The sequence below is a fragment of the Acinetobacter sp. FDAARGOS_724 genome (genome assembly GCF_013364475.1).
GTDB classification, from domain to species: domain Bacteria; phylum Pseudomonadota; class Gammaproteobacteria; order Pseudomonadales; family Moraxellaceae; genus Acinetobacter; species Acinetobacter variabilis.
Genome location: NZ_CP054908.1, coordinates 807876 through 833707 on the forward strand (window position 1 = coordinate 807876; position 25832 = coordinate 833707).

Genomic DNA, 25832 nt, shown 5'->3' on the forward strand with positions numbered 1-25832 from the left:
TCATGCAAATTACGACTCCAGATATTGGTGTAGATAAGGCAACTGTGGCAGAAATCCTGGTGAAGGTGGGTGACACCATCGCTGTAGATGAAAGTATTGTGCTGCTGGAATCAGATAAAGCCTCTGTTGAAGTGCCAAGCACTTCAGCAGGTGTAGTTAAAAGCATCCTGATCAATCAGGGTGATGAAGTATCTGAAGGTATTGTCCTGATCGAACTGCAGGCTGAAGATGATGCCGGTACGGTAGAAAGTCAGGAAGCTGATGCTGCTGACAAAACTTCGGAAAATACCCCAACTGAATTGCCTGATGAGGAAATCCTGCAGGAAGTGGCGACACATCAGCCCAAAGCCTCTAGTCAAAATGAACAGTCCTCTCAATCGACTTCTACATCTACTGTAGAAGTGAAATTGCCGGATATTGGTGTAGAAAAGGCCCTGGTGGGTGAAATTCTGGTTCAGGTTGGCGATGAAGTTGAAGTTGATCAAAGCCTGGTCGTGGTTGAATCTGATAAAGCGACAGTTGAAGTACCAAGTACAGTTGCTGGTACTGTAGAGGCGATTCATATTCAGGAGGGCGATTCAGTCAAAGAAGGAGTGCTGATTCTGACAGTGAAAACTACAGATTCGGCACCAGCTGCTGAGCAAGCAGCGCCTCAAGCGGAAGAAAAGCCAAAAGCTCAAGCAACACCTGAAGTCAAAACTGAAACAGCACCACAACAGGCGGCATCCCCTGCAGGCGATATTGAAGTAAAAGTACCTGACTTGGGTGTAGACAAGGCAGCTGTAGCAGAAATTCTGGTACAGGTCGGTGATACGGTTGAAAAAGATCAGAGCATCATTGTGGTCGAGTCAGATAAAGCGACAGTAGAAGTGCCAAGCACGACTGCCGGAGTGATTAAGGCGATTCATGTTGAGCTGGGCCAGAATGTTTCTGAAGGCGTGGCACTGATTACGATTGAAGCTGAAGGACAAGCAGCACCTGCTGCTCCAGCGGAAAAATCAGAAGCACCTGCAGCTAAAGCTACGCCTGCACCAGCCGCAGCGCCAAAAGCTGACACTGCTGCTGTGACGCCTGAAATGCATAGTGCAGACAAGCTTAGCAAAGAGCAGAATGCTGCCAATGCCAAAGTTTATGCCGGTCCTGCTGTGCGTAAACTGGCTCGTGAACTGGGTGTGGTATTGGCAGAAGTGAAAGCTTCTGGCCCGCATGAGCGTCTAATGAAAGAAGACCTGTTTGCGTATGTGAAAGATCGTCTGACTGCACCGCAAACAACAGCTGCACCTGCGGCAGCTGCAGCTCCTGCAGGCTTGCCAAAACTGCCTGATTTCAGTGCTTTTGGTGGGGTAGAAGAGAAAGCTTTGACGCGTCTGCAACAGGTTTCGATTCCGCAGTTATCGCTAAATAACTACATCCCACAAGTGACCCAGTTTGATGCAGCAGACATCACTGAGCTGGAAGCTTGGCGTAATGAGCTGAAAGGCAACTTCAAGAAAGAAGGTATTGGCCTGACCATTATGGCTTTCATTATCAAGGCTGTGGCTTATCTGCTTAAAGAAGAGCGCGAGTTTGCCGGTCACCTGTCTGATGATGGTAAATCAGTTTTGCTACGTAATGAGATCCATATGGGCATTGCGGTTGCGACGCCAGATGGCTTGACTGTTCCTGTATTACGTAACCCGGACCAGAAGTCGATTAAGCAGATTGCTATTGAGCTGGGTGAGTTAAGCCAGAAAGCGCGTGACAAGAAATTGTCACCTAAAGATCTGCAAGGGGCGAATTTTACCATTACCAGCTTGGGTTCAATTGGTGGTACAGCATTTACGCCGTTGGTGAACTGGCCACAAGTGGCGATCCTGGGTATTTCTCCAGCAACTATGCAACCGGTATGGAATGGTGAGGGCTTTGATCCACGTCTGATGCTGCCATTGTCGTTATCTTATGATCATCGGGTAATTAATGGCGCAGATGCTGCACGCTTTACCAATAAGCTGACCAAGTTATTAAAGGATATTCGTACGCTCTTGATCTGATTCATGAATGTTTAAAAATAAAGACCCTGCTTCGGCAGGGTTTTTTAATATGACAATTTGTAAATATAAACACGGTTGGCTATAATGAGCGCACTTCATTGGGGAGTAGCCGCCTTTTGCGCAAAGCAGAAGGGTGATGGTCAACATATTTGCTCAACAGGGCATGGTCATCATAGCAAAGAACCAAATGAGCTTCTCGAAGCTTTCTTTTGTTGGCAAGACCTTTGATTTACCACTCTGCAGATATGGCTGGCAGGAGGGGTGAGTCATAGGTATGTAAATTGCTGGCCAGAGAAACACATCATGCTTTCTGCTTTTCTGATCTCATTAGCTGTTGTTGCCTTATCTGAAATGGGCGATAAAACGCAACTGCTTGCTCTATTACTTGCCGCACGTTTTCGTAAACCTGTTCCAATTCTCTTCGCAATCTTTTTGGCGACAGTCGTCAACCATGGCGTTTCCGCAGTCTTAGGTCAATGGATCACCACAGTGCTTAGCCCAACAGTCTTGCTGTGGATTGTATCGCTTGGTTTTATTGCGATGGCGGTGTGGATGTTAATTCCCGATGAATTGGATGATGAATCAGAAAGTATCAATAAATGGCAAAAATATGGGGTATTCGGTGCCACATTTGTGTTGTTTTTCTTGGCAGAAATCGGCGATAAAACTCAAATTGCAACAGTCGCTTTAGCCGCGCGCTTTGACAGTATTGGTTGGGTCACTTTGGGTACTACGATCGGTATTATGTTGGTAAATGCACCAGCGGTATTTATTGGTAATAAATTGGCAGAAAAATTACCAATTTCGCTCATTCATAAAATTGGCGCTTTGGTTTTCTTAATAATTGGTCTGGCAGCATTGGCACAACACTATTTATTTTGAGTGTTAAAGATATCGTAAATCCTGAGCTAATTGCTCGGGATTTTTTGCCTAAAAATGTGACTTAATTAACTGATATTATAGATAATATTGATCTGATTTTTATTGTAAGTTTCTCTAAATAAATATATGTTATTCACCTATAGAATATACATTTTTTACATAAAAATTTTGGGGAATGGGCATGGCTTTTGAACGTACTACATCACAAGTACTTTATGATGATGGAACGCATAAATGCATCAGTTTTACCAGCTTGGTAAAAGGTGAAGGTGTACAGGCAAACCAATTCCTGATTATTGATAATGAGCGTGCTGCAGTACTTGATCCGGGTGGTGATTTGACCTATGTACCGTTGACCATGGAACTGAACCGCTATACCCGGTTAAGCAATCTGGATTATGTGATGGCATCGCATCAGGATCCGGACATTATTACGTCCATGCCGCGCTGGCTGGTCTATACCGAAGCCAAAGTCGTAGCTTCCAAGCTCTGGGCGCGTTTCTTACCGCATCTGAATTCAGCCTTTATGAGTGACCGTATGAAAGGTAACTGGCTGGATCGTCTGGTTGAATTGCCGGATCATGGTCAGATCATTCCACTCGGTCAATCCAGCATTATTGCCATTCCAGCACACTTTTTACATTCAGTCGGTAATTTCCAGTTTTATGACCCGATTGCCAAGATCCTGTTTTCTGGTGATATGGGCGCGTCAATGGTCGAGGATGCTTCAAAGCCACTGGAAAATTTTGCGGCGCACATTCCGAAAATGAAGGGATTTCACCAACGCTACATGTGCAATAACAAGGTGATTCGTTTATGGGTGCAGATGGTACGTACCATGGATGTCGACATGATTGTGCCGCAGCATGGAACACCATTTGTGGGTAAAGAACAGATTAACCAGTTTCTGGACTGGATTGAAACACTGGAATGTGGCACTGATTTAATGGATGAAACTGTTTTTACTTGTCCTGAATAGTTCAAGAAAATTTTAAATTTTTTCTTGAGTAGAAAAACAACATTTTTTATATTTTCCGCCTGCAAAAAATTGTTTTTGATGACGAGAATTTATAAGAAATGTTGTCTCAAGTTCCTACACAAGATGCATGTTTAAGTTGTGGCGCATGTTGCGCCTATTTCAGGGTTTCATTTTATTGGGCAGAGGGGATTCCCATGCCTGAGCACTATACTGAACCTGTCACTTCCGTCTATTCATGCATGGCGGGAACCAATCAAAAAAATCCGCGTTGTATTGCGCTCGAAGGTAGCATTGGCGAACAGGTGAGTTGTGGCATGTACGAACTACGTAGCTCATCCTGTAAAGAAGTTCAGATTGCTGATGCCCAGTGCAATAAGGCACGGATGGCACACAATATGATTCCATTCATCCAGATTGAGCCGGATGAAGCCGAAAATGATGATAATTTCGAACGGGTGAGCTAAATCCAAACTCAAGATTTAAAAAGCAGGGTATGGACTCTGCTTTTTATGGGAGAAAAAATTAGTAGGGGATTTTGTAAACCGAATAAATATGATGACCGCTCTGGCATATTTAAATTGTTGATTGAATAGTCAAATTTACAGGTTTAGATATTCGGATTAAATCTAAGTCCAGATTTAGACAAAATAAATTTTGCAATTGCAATGAAATTTAGAGCTAAATTTGTTTATAATAGCGCACGGAAATTACCAGTGAGACTGTTATGTTGACCATCGTTCAAGACGCGTTAACCTTCGATGATGTCCTATTACTCCCTGCCTACTCTACTGTTCTCCCAAAAGATGTCTCTCTAAAGACACGCCTGACTCGCGGCATTAACCTGAATATCCCACTTGTTTCAGCAGCTATGGATACTGTGACTGAGTCACGTATGGCAATTGCGATGGCACAAAATGGTGGTATCGGTATTTTGCACAAGAACATGGATATTGCTGCCCAGGCCGCAGAAGTACGCCGTGTGAAAAAATTTGAAGCCGGTATGGTGAAAGATCCGATCACAGTTACCCCAGAAACTACAGTACGTGAACTGATCGCTGTGACTCAAGCGAATAACATCAGCGGTGTGCCCGTAGTTAAAGACGGTAAAGTGGTGGGTATCGTGACAGGCCGTGATACACGCTTTGAAACCAATCTGGAACAGCCGGTCAGTAATATCATGACAGGTCAAGACCGTCTGGTGACTGTGCGTGAAGGCGAATCGAAAGAAAACATTCAGGCCTTATTGCAAAAAAACCGTATTGAAAAAGTGATCGTTGTTGGCGAAAACAACGAATTAAAAGGCTTGATCACGGTGACTGATTTCCGTAAAGCGGAACTTTATCCAAATAGCTGTAAAGATGATTTAGGTCGTCTACGTGTAGGTGCAGCAGTCGGTACTGGCGCTGAAACACCAAGCCGTGTAGAAGCACTGGTTGATGCTGGTGTAGATGTGATTGTTGTGGACACTGCACATGGTCACTCTGCGGGTGTGATCGAGCGTGTACGCTGGGTGAAACAGAACTACCCACAAGTTCAAGTGATCGGCGGTAACATCGCCACTGGTGATGCTGCGCTTGCATTACTTGATGCGGGTGCGGACGCAGTGAAAGTAGGGATCGGTCCTGGCTCAATCTGTACGACTCGTATCGTGGCTGGTATTGGTATGCCACAAATCTCTGCAATTGATTCTGTTGCACGTGCATTGAAAGAACAGATTCCATTGATTGCTGATGGTGGTATCCGTTTCTCTGGCGATATGGCCAAAGCGATTGGCGCTGGTGCAAGTACCATCATGGTAGGTTCATTAATGGCGGGTACTGAAGAAGCACCGGGCGAAGTTGAATTCTTCCAGGGCCGTTACTACAAGGCTTACCGTGGTATGGGTTCTTTGGGTGCGATGGCTGGTGCGACTGGTTCTGCTGACCGTTACTTCCAGGACTCTAAAGCCGGTGCTGAAAAACTGGTTCCTGAAGGTATTGAAGGTCGCGTACCGTACAAAGGCCCAATGGGCAATATCGTGCATCAGATGATGGGCGGTCTGCGTTCTTCTATGGGCTATACCGGTTCTACAACCATTGATGATCTGCGTCAAAATGCCAAGTTTGTGAAAATCACATCTGCCGGTATGTCTGAGTCTCACGTGCATGATGTAACCATCACTAAAGAAGCGCCAAACTACCGTATGGGCTAACTTTCGCTGATTGTTTACTCTAAAAAAGCCGTCATCCTCATGACGGCTTTTTTGTTTTGGTGTACAGTGTTGCACAATGAAAAAGGATGATGTAAATCACCCGCTAAGAAGTGAGACAAAGCATGAGTTATTTTGGTACCGATGGTATTCGTGGAAAATTTGGTGAGTTACCGATTACACCTGAATTTGCCCTGAAATTAGGTTTTGCGGCAGGAAAAGTATTAAAACGAAATAGCAAAAAAAACAAACCATTGGTGGTACTGGGTAAAGATACCCGTTTATCGGGTTATATTCTGGAATCTGCGCTACAGGCAGGACTCAATGCGGCAGGTGTTTATGTGCATCTGCTTGGACCTTTGCCAACGCCGGCCATTGCCCATTTGACCCGTGCTTTGCATGCCAGCCTCGGCATTGTCATTTCTGCGTCACATAACCCATATTTTGATAACGGGATTAAGTTTTTCTCGAGTGAAGGCAAAAAACTGCCTGATGCTTTGCAGGATGAGATCAACCAGGAGCTGGAAAAAGAACTGGTGATAGAAGATAACGCGAACTTGGGTAAAAGTTTCCGCGTGAAAGATGCCAATGGCCGTTATATCGAATTCTGTAAATCAACCTTCCCATACCATTTAGACCTGAATGATTTAACCATTGTTGTTGACTGTGCCAATGGTGCAGCTTACAGCGTTGGCCCTGCGGTTTTCCGTGAGTTGGGTGCAAAAGTCATTTCCATCTATGACGAACCGACTGGTCTGAATATCAATGAGAACTGTGGTTCGACTCATCCAGAAAATCTGCAAAAAGCAGTGGTTGAGCATGGGGCTGATTTAGGCATAGCCTTCGATGGTGATGCAGACCGTGTGATCATGGTCGATAAAAACGGTGAGCAAATTACCGGCGATCATATTTTGTATATCCTCGCGACTCAGGCAAAAAACAAGCCGGCGGGTATCGTCGGTACCTTGATGAGCAATATGGCGCTGGAACTGGCGCTGGAAAAAGCCGGAGTAGAGCTGCTACGTGCTAAAGTCGGTGACCGTTATGTACTGCAAGGTCTGGAAGAAAAAGGCTGGTCGATTGGTGGTGAGCCATCAGGCCATATCCTGACTTTAGACAAGAGCACCACAGGCGATGCGATTATTGCTGCGCTGCAAGTCTTAACCGTGATGGTCGAGCAGAAGAAAGCACTGCACGAGTTAGTGGCTGATTTTAAATTATTGCCAAATGTCTTGGTGAATGTACGTCTGAATACCATGTTTGACCCGTACTCAGTGCCTGCTTTGACCGCAGAATTTAACAAAGCTGAAGAGCAGCTCAAAGGCCGTGGCCGTTTACTGATCCGTAAATCAGGGACTGAACCGGTGATCCGTGTCATGGTTGAGGGTGAGGATCTTGCAGAGGTGACCACACTGGCAAATTCATTGGCTGATGCGGTACGTGCCAACGCCGCTTAAATGGGGGAAGAGTAAATGAGCGATCTGATTAAGGATCTAAGCGAACTGCGTCTGAACTATCAAAAAGGCGAGCTACACGAAGATCAGGTCAATCCCAACCCGCATATGCAGTTTTTGCAGTGGTTTAACCATGCACTTGCTGCACAGCTGCATGAACCCTATGCCATGTCATTGGCAACCGCAAATGCACAGGGTCGTCCGCATGTGCGCACAGTGTTGCTGCGTGGTGCCACTGAAGCGGGTTATGATTTCTATACCAATTATGATAGTCAGAAAGGTCTGGATCTGGCCGAAAACCCGTATGCAGAATTACTGTTTTACTGGCAGGAACAGGAACGTCAGATCCGGATTAGCGGAAAGGTAGTTAAAATTTCGGAAGAAGAATCAACTGACTATTATCATAAACGTCCACGTGAAAGTCAGATCGCTGCTCATATCAGTACCCCGCAAAGCGGTATGGTTGCGAGTCGTGAAGAACTACAGCAACGTTTCTGGGATCTGCATCAGCAGGTCGCCAATCAGGAAGAGCTGGATAAACCGGGATTTTGGGGCGGCTATCGTTTGCAGCCAGATTATTATGAATTCTGGCAGGGCCGTCCAAACCGTTTACATGACCGCCTGAGTTATGAAAAAATCGATGGGGCGTGGAAACTACAACGATTGATGCCATAACAATGCCTAAACTTGAAATCAAGCAAAGACCTTTACTGACACGCCCTGAATCTTTTCAGGGCGTGCCTTCATTTGTAGCTGACATTCTGGCACGCCGTGGTGTGGAATCTGAACAGGAGCTGGAGCTTAAACTCAAGCATCTGTTGGCTCCGACCATGAAAGGCTTGCCGGAAGCAATTCAGCTAATTGATCAGGCTATAGATACTGGCCAGAAAATCGTAATTGTCGGTGACTATGATGCTGATGGGGCGACCAGTACAACACTGATGGTTTTAGCCCTGCGTGATATGGGTGCCCATGTTGAGTATCTGGTTCCTGATAGGTTTAAGTATGGTTATGGCCTGACACCTGCGATTGCAGATCTGGCTTTTGCCAATTTTACGCCGGATCTTTTAATTACGGTGGATAACGGGATTTCCAGTCATGAAGGTGTGAAGCAGGCGCAGGATCATGGTATGCAGGTGATTATTACCGATCACCACTTAACCACCAAGCCTACACCTGCAGCAGAAGCTGTAGTCAATCCCAATCAGTTAGGTTGTGATTTTCCAAGTAAGGCCTTGGCGGGAGTGGGGGTAGCTTTTTATGTCTTGGCGAATCTATCGACTCATCGTAAAAAGCTCGGTAAATCTTCAACGGTTATTACCAATTATCTGGATCTAGTGGCTTTAGGCACTTATGCAGATGTTGCAAGTCTGGACTATAACAACCGTATTCTGGTGGATGCTGGCTTAAAACGGATTCAGCAGCATCTTTGCCGACCTGGTATCAGTGCTTTGCTGGAAATTGCTGGTCGTGATGCTGCCACGCTCAAAGCGCAGGATCTGGGTTTTGTACTTGGTCCACGTATTAATGCAGCGGGTCGTATGGAAACCATGGATATCGGGATTGAGTGTTTGCTCGCTTCGGATCTGGCAACCGCTTATCCACTCGCAGAACAGCTGAATAAACTGAATGTCGAACGTCGTCAGGTAGAAGGCAAAATCAAGCAGGAAGCTTTGACTGAACTGGAAAAAATCCAGCTCGATGAGAATACTTTGCCTGCCGCACTGATCATGTTTGAACAGCACTGGCATCAGGGTGTGATCGGGATTGTAGCAGGGCGTTTAAAAGAACAGTTCCATCGTCCAAGTATAGTCTTTGCTGCTGATGAAGATGGTATTCATATCAAAGGTTCAGCACGTTCCATTGAAGGGATTCATATCCGGGATAGCATTGAACGGATAGCAGAGCAGTATCCGCATCTGGTCAGCCATTTCGGTGGACATGCGGCCGCAGCGGGATTAACCATTAAAAAGCAGCATTTTGCTGAATTTAAACAGGTCTTTGAACAGCTGATTGCAGAGATGGATGAAAGCCTATTTACTGCTACGCTGTGGACTGATGGGGAACTACCGGCATCAGCTTTCCAAATTGAAACAGTCGATTTACTGCAAAACTTAAGTCCATGGGGGCAAAAGTTTCCTCAACCAATTTTTGAAGGCATCTTTAAGATTCTGGATTACCGCTGGCTCAAGGATGTACATCTGAAATTACGTGTTGCTTTAGAGAGTGGACAGGTTATGGATGCGATTGCCTTTAATGCTATCGATAAATACAAATTTGATCCAATGAAGCAGCATGTACGTCTGGTCTATGAACTGGATAAAAATGTCTTTAATGGCAATGTCAGCCTGCAAATGCGAATTGCTCATCTGGAGCAATAAATTATTCAAATAAAAAAACCGCCCAATTGAGCGGTTTTTTTAACTTTTAATCTTGCAGATTAGAAGCGGTATGCGCCACGTACACCAAAGATATTGCCTTCGTCAGCAAAATCAATTGAACCTTCTAGGCTAACTTGCTGATTGAAGAATTTCTTCGCGCGAATAGTGAAGACATCACTATTATCAATATCGGAATCAGAGTAACCCAGACCAACGCTGAAGGTTTTGTCTAAATATAAATCTGCGCCGAGGCTATAAGCATCAAGATCACCGAAGCTTGCACCACCTTCAAAGTTCATGTCATATTGACCGACTTGAGTAACATATTTGGCACGTAAGGTTGGATCTACATCATCGCCTGCGTCATTGTTATAACCAGCTAGGCCAACAGCCAGTAATAGACCAGGAACCGGTAAATAACCTAATTCTGCTGAGTATATAGTTGTGTCATCATCACCAATTGGTGTATCAGTAGATGATTGACCAATATTACCACTTACATAAAAATCTGAATTTGGAACAAAATATTCAACACCTACATTAAATGTAGTCACATCAAATAAATCATAATCAATATAAGAAACCGCTGCATTAATATTGCTTGCACGATTTAAAAATGCTGCTTCATTAAGAGGCGAGTTCTTAACTTGAACTGGATTGAAGTAGTAAGTTCCATCAATTGCGAAACCAGTAGAAGTATCCCCATTGTCTGGATCAACCAGAGCAATCGTACCGCCTACTTCAGCTTGATAAGCGTGAGCAGTTCCTAGGCTAGCAATAAGTGCTGTAGCAAGAGTAAGTTTCTTAAGCATTTAGAGTCCTCTCTTTGTTATAAAAATATGACTGTTTGATGAACAGTTGTAACAAATTGTACAGATAATAATCGCCCCGTCAATGTGCAAAAACTACCTAAATGCTTGTTTAAAGTGCAATAAAAAACCCATCCGAAGATGGGTTTTTTATAATGAAATTTCTTAGTTTGGATTAGAAGCGGTATTTCGCAGCTAGACCAAATTTGTTGTAGTCTTGGTTACCAATTTCACCAAAACCTACACGACCTTCCAAGCTTACTTGTTCATTAAAGAATTTACGTGCACTTACACCAAATTCATTTGAGTCATAAGGGCCATTGTCTTTGCTTTGATAATCAGCACCAACACTTAAAGTTTTGTCGATGAAGTAGTCAGCTTTTAAGTTGTACTCATCTAGGTCGCCAAAGGCAGCGCCAGCTTCAAGGTTAATGTCTTTACCATTGCTTAAGGTAGTCACATATTTAGCACGTAAAGTTGGATCTACACCGTCATCATAGTCATTGTCATAACCTTTCACACCTGCTGCAATTAACAGACCTGGTGCAGGTAAATAACCGACTTCAGCACTATAAACGGTTTCGTCAAAATCAGGTGCATTGTCGTATTTAGAATCATCACGACCTACGCTACCACTCAAATAAAAATCTGAGTTTGGTACGAAGTATTCAGCACCTACACCATAACGGTGACGTTCTGAAGAGTCGTAATCATCATATTGATATTGAGCTTTCACATTACTTGCACGATCAAGGAAGGCTGCTTCGGCTAATGGTGCATTACGTGTTTCAACTGGATTAAAGTAGTATGTGCCATCAACACCAAAAGAGCCGCTTGAGCTACCATTATCCGGGTCTGTTAGGCCTGCAGATGCACCCACTTCTACTTGATAAGCATGAGCTGCTGTACCTGTAAGAGCTACGGCTGAAAGTAATGCTGAAGCGATTGCTAGTTTTTTCATGCGGATACTCCCCTCTGAAAATATGGCTAAAATTAATACACTTTTTGTTACAACTTTAAGTCTAGACCAATTCCAATAATCGTCAATCAAAGGAAAGTTACTACATTGTGAGTAAGGTAATATTATGTAATTTTCATTTAATAACTAATTGAATTTAAAAACTAAAAATGAAATGTTTTGTTTTATTAAAAATGTGTAGATATTGTGGAATGTATTGAAAATGCTATTTTTTATCTTGTTTTGTATGGGTTTTAGGGTTTTAAAATGAATCAAAAACCGAGTATAAAAATACAGCGAAATATATTTAAGAATAGAATGAGAAAGTATTAAAAATAATATTTAGCTATTTTATCAAGCTGACAAATTTTGTAATTAAAAAATGTGCGATTAATATTTTCTTACTTAGCTTTAAAGATGGATTTATCGCTATAAATTGGCGAAATAGACTGTGATATAATATTGACCTAAGAATTTATACCTAATTTTGATTGAGAGAAATTCACGTGGAAATTAATCCGTATCTAAACCAATTAAAAGACTTAAACGAACGTGGTCAAACACTACGGGGGTATCTTTGACTACGATCTGAAAAAAGAGCGTTTAGAAGAAGTCCTGCGTGAATTAGAAGACCCGGCGATCTGGAATGACCAAAGTCGTGCTCAGGCCATGGCCAAAGAAAAAGGCGAGCTTGAAAATGTACTGAATGTACTGGACGGATTAACGACCCAGCTCGAAGATGCCCAGGCAATGCTCGACCTTGCGGTTGAAGCAGATGAAGAGGCCATGCTTGAAGATGTGCAGGCTGAGCTGAATGCGGCTGAAGAAGAACTGGCGAAGCTTGAGTTCCGTCGTATGTTCAGCAACCCGATGGATCCAAACCCTTGCTATGTAGAAATTCAGGCAGGTTCAGGTGGTACCGAAGCACAGGACTGGGCGTCTATGCTGCTACGTATGTACATGCGCTGGATCGAACGTCATGGTTTTAAAGCTGAATTAATGGAAGAATCTGACGGGGATGTCGCTGGGATTAAATCTGCGACGATTCGTGTCGAAGGTGAGTATGCCTATGGCTGGTTACGTACCGAATCTGGTGTACACCGTTTAGTACGTAAATCACCCTTTGACTCGGGCAACCGTCGTCATACGTCATTCTCTGCCGTGTTTGTCTCACCTGAAGTGGATGACAATATCGAAATTGAAATCAATCCTTCAGATGTCCGTACCGATACTTACCGTGCGTCAGGCGCGGGTGGTCAGCACATTAACAAAACTGACTCTGCAGTGCGTTTAACCCATATTCCAACCGGTATTGTGGTGGCATGTCAGAACCAGCGTTCACAACATGCCAACCGTGACCATGCCTGGAAGCAATTACGTGCCAAGTTATATGAGCTGGAAATGAATAAACGTAATGAAGCTGCACAGGCATTGGAAGATTCCAAGTCTGATATCGGCTGGGGTAGCCAGATCCGTTCTTATGTCCTTGATGACTCACGTATCAAGGATTTGCGTACAGGGGTAGAAACCTCCAATACTGGCGCAGTTCTGGACGGTGATCTGGACAAATTTATCGAAGCAAGCCTGAAACAGGGCCTGTAAGAAATCGTTTAAAAGCTGGCGTAACAAAGCTTTAACAGACTGTGACTCTTATATCTAAATTATTCGATATATAAATCGAAAAAATACGATATAATGGTCGCAGATGCTGAATGAAGTTTCGTTGCGCCACTGATTGTGATGTGCCTATGGACCTTGATCTAATTTTTAAAGCCTTAGCCAATCCGACCCGTCGACAAATTCTGGAGTGGTTAAAATCTCCGGAGCAATATCTGTCTGCGGAAGAGTGTGGTGGCTTTCAACGTGGGGTCTGTGCAGGTCAAATTGAATGTTTGGGCCAGGTTTCCCAGTCCACCATGTCCAATCACCTGTCGGTATTACAGCAGGCTGGCCTGATCACTGCGACCAAGCATGGACAGTGGTCATATTTCTCCCGCAATGAAACTTTGATTCAGCAATTTATCGAACACCTACAACAACACCTTTAACAGGTGGGAGTAACGATGGCTGAATTAAATTCTCCTTTAACGCTCGGTGCGTTAGAGCTTAAAAACCGTGTCATCATGGCGCCGCTGACCCGTAGCCGCGCAACTGCTGATCGCGTTCCAACCCCAATGATGGTTGAATACTATGCGCAACGTGCAAGTGCTGGCCTGATCATTTCTGAAGCTACAGTGATTTCTGAAGAAGCCAATGGCTATTTAAATACTCCAGGACTGTTTACCGATGCTCAGGTCGAAGGCTGGAAAAAGGTCACTCAAGCGGTTCATGAGAAGGGCGGTTTAATCATTGCCCAGCTTTGGCATGTTGGCCGTGTATCGCATCCGGATCTGTTAAATGGTGAAACACCAGTCTGTGCAAGTGCAGTACAACAGGCGGGTCATGTCAGCTTGTTACGTCCAAAACGTCCATACGTTACGCCGCGTCCTTTGGAAGTTTCTGAAATTCACACGATTACCGAGCAATACAAGCAAGCTGCGATTCGTGCTAAAGACGCCGGTTTTGATGGTGTTGAATTACATGCTGCCAATGGTTATCTGATTGATCAGTTCCTGCAAAGTAAAACCAATCAGCGTGAAGATGAATACGGTGGTTCAGTGGAAAACCGTACACGGTTCCTGCTAGAAGCAACTGATGCACTGATTGAAGTATGGGGTGCGGATCGTGTAGGGGTGCATTTTGCGCCGCGTGGCGATGATCATGACATGGGTGATAATGATCCACGTGAAACATTTGGCTATGCCATGGAGCAGCTGGGCAAGCGCAAGATTGCCTTCTTCTTTACTCGTGAATATCTGGCTGAAGACAGTATTTCTGAATATATGAAGGAGCGTTCAGGTGGAGTACCTTATATTGCTAATATGCAGCTGAGTCGTGAAGATGCGATTGAGCTACTGGCAGCTGAAAAGGCAGATGCAGTCGCATTTGGTAAAGCCTACATTGCGAATCCTGATCTATACGAGCGTCTGCTTCAGAATGCACCGCTGAATGAGCTGAAAATGGAAAATATGATCGGTAGTCAGGTGGCTGAAGGTTATATTGATTATCCAACTTTGGCAGAAGTTAAGGTATTAAGCACCATAGAATAATTCGAAATAAGAGCCACATCGATTAACATGTCGATGTGGCTCTGTTATATTTTGCCGATTGAATCTGTTTTGGGGCGCAATGTGGCTACTCCATTCTGGTATAACGCAGCCTTGGCGCTAGCGAAACCGCTTTATCAATCCCGTATACGTAAACGTGCGACCAGTCCGGAACAATTACAACAAGAACTGCTGGAACGTTTTGGTCCTTTCCAGTCCCCTAAAAACCTGCAGGCGATTTGGTTTCATGTGGTATCCGTAGGGGAAACCAATGCCGCTCAACCTTTAATTGAACACTATTTAAAACTTGGGCATCCAGTTCTAGTGACCAATACCACCAAGACCGGGCAGGCACGTGCCAAATCTCTCTTCTTGAAAGAACCTTATTTAGACTTATTCCAGGCTGTATATTTACCAGCTGACCAGAAAACCCTGATTCGTGATTTTTATCAAAAATATCAGCCTAAATTGCTGTTATTGATGGAGACCGAGCTCTGGCCAAATCTGATTGATCAGGCACCGAATTTTAATGTGCCTTGCCTATTACTGAATGCCCGTCTTTCTGAAAAATCCGCCAAAGGCTATGGCAAAGTCAAAGGCCTAACCCGTGGCATGCTTAAGAATTTAACGGCTCTTTTGGCTCAGGATACAGCAACCCAGCAGCGTTATATTGACCTAGGTATCGCTTCAGAAAAAACTCAGGTCTTGGGCAATATCAAGTTTGATATCATGGCACCCCGGCAATTTATTGATCATGCGGCAGGGTTGAGACAGGAATGGTCTTTGCAAGGCCGGAAGATTATTACTCTCGCCAGTACGCATGCACCTGAAGAACAGCAATTGATGTCTGAGCTTAAAGCTGCGTTAGATGCAAATCCAGCATTAGTTTGTATCGTGGTGCCACGCCATCCGGAACGTTTCGATGAGGTGTTCCAAGCTGCACAGTCCTTAGGTTTAAGGACCCAGCGCCGTAGCTTGGGACAGCGCATTGAAGCTGATACTCAGGTTTATCTGGCGGATTCTATGGGCGAGATGTGGCTCTGGTATGCCTTGAGCCAAGCCTGTTATGTTGGTGGTTCTCTAAATGAACCAGGTGGTGGGCATAATATTCTGGAGCCGATTGCGCTAAATGTTCCAACGATTCTGGGTAAAAACTATTTTAACTTTCAGACAATTGTAGATGAGTTTGCGCAGGCGCATGCGGTAGAAGTGGTGCAGGATGCCACGCAGGCGGCTGAGACTTTACTAGAGATTTTGAATAATTCAGCTAAAGCTGAAAGCTTGAATATTGCTGCTCAAAAGATGATGCAGCAAAATCAGGGTTCACTTGAAAAGCATATTCAGGTGATTGATCAATATCTTTGATTATATTCTGATTTGTGAAGAAGCTGATTTTCATGGATTGACTGTATAAGGTTAAAACTAAGCCTTATCTTTATAGATTTAATGCTAGGAACTCTTCTTTCTTTTACTTTTGTTTCGGCAAAAGTAACAAAACCATTTGTCATCCACAAAACTCGTCATATACCATCTTTTTGCACAGATATCGCAGAACCTATATCAGGCAAAAAGAGTCCTGCCTCGCACAGTTGTGGATGACGTTTCCGCGTATCCAGTGATGGATTTGTTGAGTTAATTTTTTATGAATATCGTCCTGCTTGATCCCCGCCAAACCGAATCTGATCTATGGTCAATTACGTCAAAGCGGCAGCTGGAACATTTGCAACAGCATCTTGAGGTTCAGGTCGGTGACACATTAAAAGTCGGAATTCGGGAAGGGAAACGGTATGTAACTGAAGTTGTCGAAACTTCTGAAAAAGCAGTTTTATTGAAACCGATTCAAGAAGAAGCAGTTCCTGCAAAGCTGCCTGTTACTCTAATTGTAGCTTTACCACGTCCTAAAGTTTTGCGTCGTCTGATCATGGATGCTGTGACCATGGGCGTAGAGAAAATCATTTTATTGCATAGCTATCGGGTGGATAAAAGCTATTGGCAGACACCATTTTTGCAGCAGCTGAATCATTATGTAGATCTTGGTTTAGAACAGGCAGGGGATACGCTTGCTCCGAAAATTGAGCTGTATAAACGCTTTAAACCTTTTGTCGAAGATATCTTACCGGGACTTATTACAGCTGACCGTCCAGCCTTTGTTGCACATCCTTATGCGGAACAGCCGATGCCATACGCACTTCAGCATCCTTGCACGATTGTCATTGGCCCGGAAGGTGGCTTTATTCCTTATGAGGTCGATTTGTTCATAAAAAACGGCTGCCAGGCAGTGAGCCTTGGCAACCGTATTCTCCGTACTGAAACGGCAATTTCGTATGTTTTAGGTCGACTGTTTAGCGCGAGCTGAAGCATCTTCATGGCCATCGCCACGATAGATTTTCACTTCCTGCACCGGATATGGAATCGAAATGTTATGTTCAGCAAAGGCTTGAATTACCCGTTCCTGAACTGCACTGATTGAGGTACCTATGCCTGTTTCAGTGGTATTGACCCACCATAATGCTTTGAGGGTAATCGAGAAGTCTGCCAGTGCAATCACATTGACGCTAAATGCAGGTTGACTCAGGATGGTCGGATCTTTATCCAGAATTGCAGTAATAATATCCTTGGCTTTCTGGATATCATCTTCATAACCAATACCGACCGAAAATTCACAGCGGCGACGGGTATAAGCAGTATTCACCGTGACTGCACTGGTATAGACCGTAGCATTTGGAATTACGATACGACGACCATCTGGCGAGCGTAAAAAGGTTGCACGAATCTGGATATCTTCTACGGTACCCTCCAGACCATTCACGATAATGTCATCGCCAATCTTGAAGGGTTCCCCCAGCAAAATCAGTACGCCTGAGAGCAGGTTCTGGAAAATATCCTTAAATGCGAAACCGATCGCCACCGAACCAATCCCAAGCGCACTCATCAGCTGACCTGGGGTGAAGCCTGGAATTGCAATCACCAGCCCGATTAATACGCCAAAGAAAACAATCACGGTACTACCGACACGGTTCAGCACCAGCACCAGATTCTGTCGGGTATAAGTACGGTTTTCTAAAGTCTTACGGACAAAAAACTTAAATAGTTTTGACAGTAACCAGAAAATGACAATGACTATTAGCGCAATACAGAAATAAGGCACACGCTCCCAGAAACCTTCCATGATCTTATCAATGGTGCTATAGGCATCATTGTACTTGGAGGTATGTTCGATCACGGTTTGGGCAGTTTTTTCAGTCGCTTGATGCAGGAGCTCAGTCGTCCCTTCAGTTACCTGGCTTAAAGTATTTTCTTGCTCAGCCACAAAAACTCCACAATTTAAATTTCGCTTATTTTGCCTCAACTACAGCAAAAAATTAATAACAACGAAATTTATACACAATATATTTATGTAAAACAGACACAACTGTCTTAAAAGAACTCAGTCGTTTTTTGTTTCACTTCACTTGGGATTCTTGAAGGCTCACCTTCACTCATATAAGAGAATAACGCAGTCGTCGCCAACAGGCTCAGTACGGTAAAAATGATTACCAGCCAGGCCACAATTTTTTCCCAGACGGGGCTTGTACGTATCGGGCCATACTGATTGCTGCCTCTTGTTCCCGGAAAAAGCAGGATATAAATCCAGACAAACAGATTGATCAAAGGCACGAAGAATAGCAGCATCCACCAGCCACTGCGTTCTAGATCGTGTAAGCGCCGTACCGTAATCACAATACCGAAATACAGGTAGACCAGCATGATCGCCAAGGCAAACAGGCTGGATAAGCCATGCAGGGAAATTTGCCAGTTTGAATCTACCGATAGGCTGGCAATGTTCACAATATCAATACTTAAACCTAGCGCAATACTGCTGCATAAGAAAATAAACTGTAAAAATGCAGACCAGGCAATAAAACTCAAACGTCCAAATCGGCCCCTGATCGATAAGGGATGATCTGCTGCAGGAAAAGGAGGAGGGAAATAGGAAGGTTCAGTTGAATTCATGGGCAAGATCCTAAGCCTGTATAAAATACAGCGAGAGTGGGCGACTCATTTTATTTAACGATAGCAATATCTAGCTGACTTTGGCCATAGCTGAGCATTATCCGAAGTTATTCTGATTGAATTTGAATAAATAATCTACGACGAAAGCATGATTGTAGGATTTGAAATATGCAGTACATACTGCCATTATGCATAAAAAACAATCAACAAAATGCCATCAAGCTCTCGTGATGAGATAGAACAAGATCAAGGAAGCGAACAATGAAAGAAATCTATCCAGTACCAGCAGAATTTAAGAAAACCGCACGTACCACTGATACAGAGTATTTTGAGCGTTATCAGCAATCCATTGAACAACCGGATCAGTTCTGGGCTGAACAGGCACAGCGCCTGGACTGGATCAAACCTTTTACCCAGGTTAAAAATACCAGTTTTGATAAAGATAATTTTAAAATTGAATGGTTTGCAGATGGCCAGCTCAATGTCAGTGCCAACTGTCTGGATCGCCATCTTAAGGAACATCCTTATAAACCGGCGATTATCTGGGAAGGGGACCATCCGTCCCGTCACAAGATTATTTCTTTTCATGAGCTTTATGATGAAACCTGCCGTTTCGCCAATGTTCTGAAAAAAAACGGGATTAAAAAAGGCGACCGGGTGGTGCTGTATATGCCAATGGTCTCGGAAGCCGCAATTGCCATGCTGGCCTGTGCCCGGATTGGTGCAGTGCATTGTGTGGTGTTTGGTGGTTTCTCACCTGATTCTCTGGCTAGCCGGATTGAGGACAGTCAGGCCAAAATGGTGATTACCGCAGATTCGGGTATGCGTGGTGGTAAAGCCATTCCATTGAAAGCCAATGTGGATGAAGCGCTGAAAATTGCTGGCACCGAATCGGTTGAACATGTCATCGTTGTACATCGCACTGGCAATCCGGTGGAAATGCAACAGGGACGTGATCTCTGGTATCACATGGAAATTATGACCGTGAATGAGATCTGTCCGCCTGAGCCGATGAATGCGGAAGATCCACTGTTTATCCTGTATACCTCGGGTTCAACCGGAAAACCTAAGGGCGTACTGCATACCACAGGCGGTTATCTGACTTATGTGAATTGCACCTTCCGCGAAGTTTTTGACATCAAACAGGATGATGTGTTCTGGTGTACTGCCGATGTCGGCTGGATTACCGGGCATTCCTATGTGCTGTATGGTCCGCTTTCTAATGGTACAACCACGGTCATGTTTGAGGGGGTACCACAATATCCAAGCTGGGCACGTACCGGACATATCGTCGACAAGCACAATGTGACCATTCTCTATACCGCACCAACTGCCATTCGTGCCATGATGCGTGAGGGGGATGCCTATGTGCGGGAAAGTGATCGTAGCAGCCTGAGAATTTTAGGTTCGGTCGGTGAGCCGATTAACCCGGAAGCTTGGAACTGGTATTACTCGGTAGTTGGTGAAAGCCGCTGTCCAGTGATTGATACCTGGTGGCAAACCGAAACCGGTGGTTTTATGATTACGCCTTTACCGGGCGCGACTGACCTGAAACCGGGTTCTGCAACCCGACCATTTTTTGGTATACAACCAGCCATTGTCGATGCAGAAGGCAAGGAAATTGAAGGGGTGGCAGAAGGCAATCTGGTAATTAAAGATTCCTGGCCAGGTCAGATGCGCACCATTTGGGGTGACCCGGGTCGCTTTATTGAAGCTTATTTCTCGACCTATCCGGGAACGTACTTTACGGGTGACGGCGCACGTCGTGATGAAGATGGCTATTACTGGATTACTGGTCGTGTCGATGACGTACTCAATGTCTCAGGCCATCGTCTGGGTACGGCAGAAATTGAAAGTGCACTGGTGGCCCATGAAGCTGTTGCCGAAGCGGCTGTGGTGGGTATGCCGCATGACATCAAAGGTCAGGGGATTTGTGCCTTTGTCACCTTGCAGGCAGGGACTGAAAGTACTGAACAGCTGCGCGGTGAACTGGTAGCTTGGGTACGTAAAATTTTAGGGCCAGTGGCAACGCCAGATGCCTTGTACTGGGCACCCGCTTTACCTAAAACGCGTTCAGGAAAAATTATGCGCCGGATCTTAAGAAAGATTGCTGCCAATGAACTGGATAGTCTGGGTGATACTTCAACATTGGCGGAGCCACAGGTGGTAGATCAATTGATTGCTGAAGTGCAGCGCAATCAAGCATAAGTTTGGGACGTTCAAATACCGGCATTATTTGCCGGTATTTTTGTCTCAGGAATAAGCTCTGCATGCTTTCGAATATAGTGCCAAGCTGCAATCTGCTAAGCTAAAACCATGCTGAACTTAGGTCAAAAGAATGAATGTACGACAACAATATTTAGATCAATCTCCCCTGCAAATTGCCCAGCAGCTGGCAGAAACTTTTGCCCAAACGGCCGCAGTTCGTGACAAGCAGGGCGGTAATCCTAAAGCCGAGCGTGATCTGATTCGCCAGAGTGGCTTGCTGGGCCTGTCCATTCCAAAACAGTATGGTGGTCAGGAAGCAGACTGGCAGACGATTTTTAAAACCATTCAAATCATTGCCCAAGTCGATAGTTCATTGGCACATGTTTATGGGTTTCATCATTTGCTGATTGCAACGGTTCAATTATTTTCCCAACCGGAACAATATGGTCCATGGTTTGAGCAGACTGCTCGGGAAAACCTGTTCTGGGGCAATACCTTAAATCCACTGGACCGTCGTACTACCGCAACAAAAGTTGCTGAAAAAGAATATATTTTTGATGGAAATAAAAGTTTCTGTTCTGGCTCTATTGATTCCGATATTTTACTGTGCTCAGGCTATAACGACGCTGGAAAATTACTCATTGGGGTAATTCCAACAGCACGTAAGGGCGTAAGTTTTCTCGGTGACTGGAATAATATGGGTCAACGTCAGACTGATAGCGGCACCAGTCATTTCGAGCAGGTCAAAATTCATGAAGATGAATTGCTTTTAAATCCGGGTCCACTCAGTACGCCGTATTCAAGCTTACGTCCTTTAATTGCCCAATTGATTTTTGTGCATCTGTTCCTCGGTGTAGCAGAAGGTGCATTTGAAGTGGCCAAACAAACCGTACAAACCCAAAAAGCCTGGTCAAAATCATTGGTAGAAGATGCAGTGAATGACCCCTTTATCCAGAAGCATTTTGCCGATTTTTATGTGCAGCTGGAAAGCGTGCGTTTGCTAGCTGATAAAGCGATTCAAACCTTACAAGCTGCTTGGGATCTGGGCAATGATCTCACTGCTGAACAGCGTGGTGAAGTTTCAGTTGCGATTGCCATAGCCAAAATCGCGGCCACCAATACATCTCTCTATATCACCCAGAATATTTTTCAGGTGATGGGCGCGCGTGCGACCACGGCCAAACTGAATCTGGACCGTTTCTGGCGTAATGTTCGCACCCAGACCTTACATGATCCGGTAGATTATAAATATCAGGAAGTTGGGGAGTGGATCCTGACCGGGAAAGTGCCTGATCCAAGTTTTTATTCTTGATATGAAAATAAAAAGCCTCTGATACTGGAGGCTTTTCATATTAGATGAAGTGATAGTTTCTTCTAAATCTGCTTAAAGGCTTCTATGGCTCGTACACGAGAGGCTTTTAAATCGACAATCGGTTTTGGATAATCCAGTTCCAGATCAGGATTTTTGGCATAAGGTTCATGAATGGATTTGACATCCAGATGCGCCAGTTCAGGCACCCACTCGCGGATATAGTCTCCATTGGGATCAAACTTCAGGGACTGGCTGACCGGATTAAAAATCCGGAAGTAGGGCACGGCATCCATGCCAGTTGACGCACACCATTGCCAGCCACCGTTATTCGCAGCCAGATCGCCATCAATCAGATGCTGCATAAACCAGCTTTCACCCAGTCGCCAGTCGATCAGCAAGTTCTTACACAGGAACATCGCAGTGATCATCCTGACCCGGTTATGCATCCAGCCTGTCGCCAGCATTTGCCGCATGCCGGCATCCACAATCGGAATTCCGGTCTGGCCTTGCTGCCAGGCAACTAGGTCTTCGGGAGCATTGCGCCACTGGATCTTATGGGTATTTTGCTTAAATGGTTGGTGTTTGGAGACACGTGGAAAATCAAACAGAGTCTGTAGATAGAATTCTCGCCACAAGAGTTCATCCAACCAAGTCTGTTGACCCACATCCTCAATCTGGAAATAGCCATCCTGAAAAAGTGCCTGCACACATTGACGAACTGAAACGATACCGATATTCAGATAAGGGGAGAGACGGCTGGTGCCATCAACTGCAGGCAGATCACGGTCGGTTTTGTAATGAGCCATTTTGTCTTCGATAAAATCATCGAGCAGGTCCAAGGCAGTTCGATCTTCCGCAGACCAAAGTTGGGCAGCATGCTCTACTACATAATCTGCCGAGAATTTTTCCAGATCAACATTGATGAAATCAGTAGGTAATTGGATTGGATCTTGAGTTTCAATCTCAGGATAGCAGGCGGGTACATCCAGAATTAGCCGCTCATAGCATTTTTTCTTAAAGGCACTATACACCTGATACGGTTGATTGGACTGGTTCCGGATACTGCCGAGGGGAAACAGGGTGCGGTCATGATAGACCTCGACCCTGATTTGCTGCTGTTGCAGCAATTGCTGTACGTGAGCATCACGTTCCAGCTCATTGACGCCGACTTCTATATTGGTATGCAGGTTTTCAATCTTCAGGTTTTGACATAGATTCAATATTTCTGGCGCCAAATCTTCCCACAAAGGAATATTCAATATGATAAGTGGGATATTCAGTTGCTGTAGCTGCTGTTTTAAATATTTGAGCCGTCGCAGATAAAAATCAGTTTTGATCCGGGCATCCTGATGCAGTTGCCATTGTTCGGGAGAGAGGACTGCTAATGCAATGCAAGGACCTTGCTGGGTCGCATGCCAGAGTGCGGCATGGTCATGAATACGGAGGTCTTGGCGGAACCAGATCAACTGCATGGGAATAACGTTCTGAATTGGAATTAGATTATTTTATTCATTCCACCTGAAAATTCTGTATAGAAACGTAGACGTAGGCAGAATGATCAGTTAAAAAAACCGCCTATGGTATAAGCGGCTCTTTCATTTTAACGCTGGTGAATATTTTCTAAGGTATCTACCAAGGTACGCGTGGTCTGGTCAATTTCATAATTGACTTCATCACCTACTTTGGCATTTTTCCAGGTGGTCAGACGCAAAGTTTCGGGAATCAGATCAATCGAGATTTCACTATTGGCACGATCGACGCGATTGACGGTCAGGCTGCAGCCGTTCAGACCAATAAACCCTTTTAAGAAAAAGTATTTGATATTGCCATCCGGGATCTGAATGTCGATATGGTAGGTTTCACCGCGATATTCCAGATTTTTAATGATCGCTGTACCTTCGATGTGTCCATACAGATTATGCCCGCCATTTTCTGCACCGACTTTGGCAGAGCGTTCGACATTCACTTCATCACCCACTTGAAGAGATTTTAAGGTAGTGAGAGCAAGGGTTACATCGGAGATATCAAAGTGAATCTGATTTAGCTTCTGATCAATGGTCGTTACGGTGAGGCAGACGCCGTCGATCGCAACACTGGCGCCAATAAAGACATCCTGAAAAAACTGATTTTCGTTGCTCACAACAATAGTAATGAAGCCATTGTCCTGGCGAATATCCACGACTTTTTCCAAGCCTTGTACGATACCGGTATACATAATTTAAATTTCTATCTCATCGAGTTTGGCTTCATTCTAGTCAAGAATAAAGCAGGCGGCTATCTTTATGCCGAGAACACTGTGTTGCATAAAAAAAATCCCTCAAGCCGAGCCTTGAGGGAATGAATCGTTATGCTGAGCATTATTATAGTTTAAACGAGCTCAGCTTCTTGTTCTTTTTGTTGCTGTTCAGCTTGCTGCGCTTCGAGTTCACGCACGAGTGGCAAGACTTTTTTACCGAAGTATTCCACTTCTTCAATAAAGTGCAGGAAGCCTGAAAGAACCAGATCAACACCGACTTTTTTCAGTTCGATGATACGTTCCGCAATCTGCTGTGGCGTCCCGATCAGGTTGGTACGGAAGCCATCGTTATATTGCACCAGATCTTCAAACGTAGATTTGGCCCAGTTACCTTCACCTTCCTTACTGGCTGCACCCGCTTCACGCGTTGCCTCACCGAAAGATTTCACCGCCTGAACATTGGCTTTGGCCACGATTTCTCGCAGTACTGCTTGCGCTTCCTCTTCGGTATCACGTGCAATCACAAACGCATTCACGCCAATCTTTACAGAGTGGTTGTTCGCTTTGGCTTTTTCACGAATATCATCGATCTGTTTTTTCAGCTCTTCCGGCGTATTGCCATTGGTGAAGTACCAGTCAGACACGCGAGATGCCATATCACGTGCTGCCCGAGAATTTCCCCCCTGGAAGATTTCAATATGCGGTTTCTGTAGCGGTCTTGGACTCAAGGTATAGTCTTTGAACTGGTAGTATTTACCATCAAAACTGAAATTATTTTGAGTCCAGACCCCTTTTAGGCTGCGAATAAATTCTTCTGAACGTGCATAACGTTCGTCATGTTCCGGCCATTCTTCACCAATTGCATCAAACTCGCCACGGAACCAGCCACTTACGACATTAATCGCAATTCGGCCGTTGGTGAGATGGTCAATGGTGGCCAGCTGCTTCGCTGCCAGCGCAGGCTTCCATGGGCCCGGCAAGATCGCGGCAATCACTTTTAAGCGTTCAGTTATTGCCAGGATGCCGTGACTGAAGCTGACTGATTCATGCTGGTTTTCAGCGTTATAGCCCGCAGTAAAACGGATCTGGGTCAGGGCATAATCAAAACCTGCTTTCTCAGCAGTTTGCGCCAGACGGACATTATAGTCATATCTCCAGTCAGTACGCTGTTCGATGTCGCTGACCACCAGACCGCCGCTGACATTTGGAACCCAGTAAGCAAATACAATATTTTTATCTTGAGACATTATTCTTAC

General features: G+C 44.6%; 22 protein-coding genes and 1 riboswitch. Of the genes, 15 read left to right on the forward strand and 7 right to left on the reverse strand.

Annotated features, from left to right (window positions below):
• The first annotated feature begins 2 nt into the window (after positions 1-2).
• From FOC32_RS05175 to recJ, 8 genes are all read left to right on the forward strand, one after another.
• On the forward strand, positions 3-2030 hold the full coding sequence (locus FOC32_RS05175) for a 2-oxo acid dehydrogenase subunit E2 (RefSeq protein ID WP_005232681.1): 2028 nt from the start codon (positions 3-5) through the stop codon (positions 2028-2030).
• Positions 2031-2118: 88 nt separating this feature from the next.
• Positions 2119-2316: riboswitch (yybP-ykoY riboswitch) on the forward strand.
• 17 nt (positions 2317-2333) lie between these two features.
• Complete coding sequence (locus tag FOC32_RS05180) at positions 2334-2912, forward strand: TMEM165/GDT1 family protein (RefSeq protein WP_004781499.1); 579 nt, start codon at positions 2334-2336, stop codon at positions 2910-2912.
• 181 nt (positions 2913-3093) lie between these two features.
• Positions 3094-3891, forward strand: coding sequence for an MBL fold metallo-hydrolase (locus tag FOC32_RS05185; RefSeq protein WP_005232678.1), 798 nt, complete (start codon positions 3094-3096; stop codon positions 3889-3891).
• Between the two features lie 98 nt (positions 3892-3989).
• Entirely contained in the window at positions 3990-4355 is a 366-nt protein-coding gene (locus tag FOC32_RS05190) for a YkgJ family cysteine cluster protein (RefSeq protein WP_082188697.1), read from the forward strand.
• Between the two features lie 260 nt (positions 4356-4615).
• Positions 4616-6082: an IMP dehydrogenase gene (gene guaB / locus FOC32_RS05195; RefSeq protein ID WP_004781504.1), complete on the forward strand. Its 1467-nt coding sequence runs from the start codon at positions 4616-4618 to the stop codon at positions 6080-6082.
• 122 nt (positions 6083-6204) lie between these two features.
• A complete protein-coding gene (glmM, locus tag FOC32_RS05200; RefSeq protein ID WP_004781506.1) occupies positions 6205-7536 on the forward strand; it encodes a phosphoglucosamine mutase in 1332 nt (443 codons plus the stop codon).
• 15 nt (positions 7537-7551) lie between these two features.
• Positions 7552-8208: a pyridoxamine 5'-phosphate oxidase gene (gene pdxH, locus FOC32_RS05205; RefSeq protein WP_004781507.1), complete on the forward strand. Its 657-nt coding sequence runs from the start codon at positions 7552-7554 to the stop codon at positions 8206-8208.
• A gap of 2 nt (positions 8209-8210) precedes the next feature.
• Complete coding sequence (recJ, locus tag FOC32_RS05210) at positions 8211-9914, forward strand: single-stranded-DNA-specific exonuclease RecJ (RefSeq protein WP_005232665.1); 1704 nt, start codon at positions 8211-8213, stop codon at positions 9912-9914.
• A 59-nt stretch (positions 9915-9973) separates the two neighbouring features.
• Here the strand turns inward: recJ and FOC32_RS05215 are convergent, their stop codons facing one another.
• Complete coding sequence (locus tag FOC32_RS05215) at positions 9974-10726, reverse strand: putative porin (RefSeq protein ID WP_004781510.1); 753 nt, start codon at positions 10724-10726, stop codon at positions 9974-9976.
• A gap of 172 nt (positions 10727-10898) precedes the next feature.
• Positions 10899-11684 (reverse strand): putative porin, encoded by a 786-nt coding sequence (locus FOC32_RS05220; protein ID WP_004781512.1) that lies wholly within the window; start codon positions 11682-11684, stop codon positions 10899-10901.
• Between the two features lie 503 nt (positions 11685-12187).
• Here FOC32_RS05220 and prfB point away from each other — a divergent pair.
• The 5 genes from prfB (at position 12188) to FOC32_RS05245 (ending at position 17183) form a co-directional block, all read left to right on the forward strand.
• Positions 12188-13283, forward strand: a protein-coding gene (gene prfB / locus FOC32_RS05225; RefSeq protein ID WP_122959107.1) for a peptide chain release factor 2 whose coding sequence is annotated in 2 segments (ribosomal slippage) — positions 12188-12259 and positions 12261-13283 — 1095 coding nt in all. Because the reading frame shifts where the segments join, the coding sequence is not laid out codon by codon here.
• Positions 13284-13429: 146 nt separating this feature from the next.
• Entirely contained in the window at positions 13430-13729 is a 300-nt protein-coding gene (locus FOC32_RS05230) for an ArsR/SmtB family transcription factor (RefSeq protein WP_034170237.1), read from the forward strand.
• 15 nt (positions 13730-13744) lie between these two features.
• Positions 13745-14830 (forward strand): alkene reductase, encoded by a 1086-nt coding sequence (locus tag FOC32_RS05235; protein ID WP_175966574.1) that lies wholly within the window; start codon positions 13745-13747, stop codon positions 14828-14830.
• Positions 14831-14911: 81 nt separating this feature from the next.
• Positions 14912-16192, forward strand: coding sequence for a 3-deoxy-D-manno-octulosonic acid transferase (locus tag FOC32_RS05240; protein WP_034580439.1), 1281 nt, complete (start codon positions 14912-14914; stop codon positions 16190-16192).
• Positions 16193-16469: 277 nt separating this feature from the next.
• The gene (locus FOC32_RS05245; protein WP_005232660.1) at positions 16470-17183 is read left to right on the forward strand and encodes a 16S rRNA (uracil(1498)-N(3))-methyltransferase; all 714 of its coding nucleotides are present in this window, start codon (positions 16470-16472) and stop codon (positions 17181-17183) included.
• Here FOC32_RS05245 and FOC32_RS05250 read toward each other — a convergent pair.
• Together FOC32_RS05250 and FOC32_RS05255 are read right to left on the reverse strand one after the other, a co-directional pair.
• On the reverse strand, positions 17157-18137 hold the full coding sequence (locus FOC32_RS05250; protein ID WP_004781520.1) for a mechanosensitive ion channel family protein: 981 nt from the start codon (positions 18135-18137) through the stop codon (positions 17157-17159). The two genes, FOC32_RS05245 and FOC32_RS05250, sit on opposite strands and share 27 nt — an antisense overlap.
• A gap of 107 nt (positions 18138-18244) precedes the next feature.
• On the reverse strand, positions 18245-18820 hold the full coding sequence (locus tag FOC32_RS05255) for a DUF805 domain-containing protein (RefSeq protein WP_005232658.1): 576 nt from the start codon (positions 18818-18820) through the stop codon (positions 18245-18247).
• Between the two features lie 261 nt (positions 18821-19081).
• On the opposite strand from FOC32_RS05255, the gene acs reads away from it, so the two are divergent.
• Positions 19082-21028 (forward strand): acetate--CoA ligase, encoded by a 1947-nt coding sequence (acs, locus tag FOC32_RS05260; RefSeq protein WP_005232656.1) that lies wholly within the window; start codon positions 19082-19084, stop codon positions 21026-21028.
• Between the two features lie 130 nt (positions 21029-21158).
• Entirely contained in the window at positions 21159-22340 is a 1182-nt protein-coding gene (locus FOC32_RS05265) for an acyl-CoA dehydrogenase family protein (RefSeq protein ID WP_005232654.1), read from the forward strand.
• Positions 22341-22402: 62 nt separating this feature from the next.
• On the opposite strand, the gene FOC32_RS05270 is transcribed toward FOC32_RS05265, so the two are convergent.
• From FOC32_RS05270 to sfnG, 3 genes are all read right to left on the reverse strand, one after another.
• A complete protein-coding gene (locus FOC32_RS05270) occupies positions 22403-23812 on the reverse strand; it encodes a cryptochrome/photolyase family protein (protein WP_005232652.1) in 1410 nt (469 codons plus the stop codon).
• 128 nt (positions 23813-23940) lie between these two features.
• Complete coding sequence (locus tag FOC32_RS05275) at positions 23941-24555, reverse strand: riboflavin synthase (protein ID WP_005232650.1); 615 nt, start codon at positions 24553-24555, stop codon at positions 23941-23943.
• Between the two features lie 152 nt (positions 24556-24707).
• Positions 24708-25823 carry a dimethylsulfone monooxygenase SfnG gene (gene sfnG / locus FOC32_RS05280; protein ID WP_005232649.1) on the reverse strand — a complete coding sequence of 372 codons (1116 nt, stop codon included), beginning with the start codon at positions 25821-25823 and terminating at the stop codon, positions 24708-24710.
• Positions 25824-25832: the final 9 nt, after the last annotated feature.

Bases quoted from the DNA above. Each gene is read 5' to 3' on its own strand.
- FOC32_RS05270 (WP_005232652.1), bottom strand. From the start codon at position 23,812: ATGCAGTTGATCTGGTTCCGCCAAGACCTCCGTATTCATGACCATGCC.
- pdxH (WP_004781507.1), top strand. From the start codon at position 7,552: ATGAGCGATCTGATTAAGGATCTAAGCGAACTGCGTCTGAACTATCAA.
- FOC32_RS05255 (WP_005232658.1), bottom strand. From the start codon at position 18,820: ATGAATTCAACTGAACCTTCCTATTTCCCTCCTCCTTTTCCTGCAGCA.
- FOC32_RS05245 (WP_005232660.1), top strand. From the start codon at position 16,470: ATGAATATCGTCCTGCTTGATCCCCGCCAAACCGAATCTGATCTATGG.
- FOC32_RS05175 (WP_005232681.1), top strand. From the start codon at position 3: ATGCAAATTACGACTCCAGATATTGGTGTAGATAAGGCAACTGTGGCA.
- FOC32_RS05275 (WP_005232650.1), bottom strand. From the start codon at position 24,555: ATGTATACCGGTATCGTACAAGGCTTGGAAAAAGTCGTGGATATTCGC.
- FOC32_RS05230 (WP_034170237.1), top strand. From the start codon at position 13,430: ATGGACCTTGATCTAATTTTTAAAGCCTTAGCCAATCCGACCCGTCGA.
- FOC32_RS05215 (WP_004781510.1), bottom strand. From the start codon at position 10,726: ATGCTTAAGAAACTTACTCTTGCTACAGCACTTATTGCTAGCCTAGGA.
- FOC32_RS05180 (WP_004781499.1), top strand. From the start codon at position 2,334: ATGCTTTCTGCTTTTCTGATCTCATTAGCTGTTGTTGCCTTATCTGAA.
- recJ (WP_005232665.1), top strand. From the start codon at position 8,211: ATGCCTAAACTTGAAATCAAGCAAAGACCTTTACTGACACGCCCTGAA.
- FOC32_RS05235 (WP_175966574.1), top strand. From the start codon at position 13,745: ATGGCTGAATTAAATTCTCCTTTAACGCTCGGTGCGTTAGAGCTTAAA.
- glmM (WP_004781506.1), top strand. From the start codon at position 6,205: ATGAGTTATTTTGGTACCGATGGTATTCGTGGAAAATTTGGTGAGTTA.
- sfnG (WP_005232649.1), bottom strand. From the start codon at position 25,823: ATGTCTCAAGATAAAAATATTGTATTTGCTTACTGGGTTCCAAATGTC.
- FOC32_RS05220 (WP_004781512.1), bottom strand. From the start codon at position 11,684: ATGAAAAAACTAGCAATCGCTTCAGCATTACTTTCAGCCGTAGCTCTT.
- acs (WP_005232656.1), top strand. From the start codon at position 19,082: ATGAAAGAAATCTATCCAGTACCAGCAGAATTTAAGAAAACCGCACGT.
- guaB (WP_004781504.1), top strand. From the start codon at position 4,616: ATGTTGACCATCGTTCAAGACGCGTTAACCTTCGATGATGTCCTATTA.
- FOC32_RS05185 (WP_005232678.1), top strand. From the start codon at position 3,094: ATGGCTTTTGAACGTACTACATCACAAGTACTTTATGATGATGGAACG.
- FOC32_RS05190 (WP_082188697.1), top strand. From the start codon at position 3,990: ATGTTGTCTCAAGTTCCTACACAAGATGCATGTTTAAGTTGTGGCGCA.
- FOC32_RS05265 (WP_005232654.1), top strand. From the start codon at position 21,159: ATGAATGTACGACAACAATATTTAGATCAATCTCCCCTGCAAATTGCC.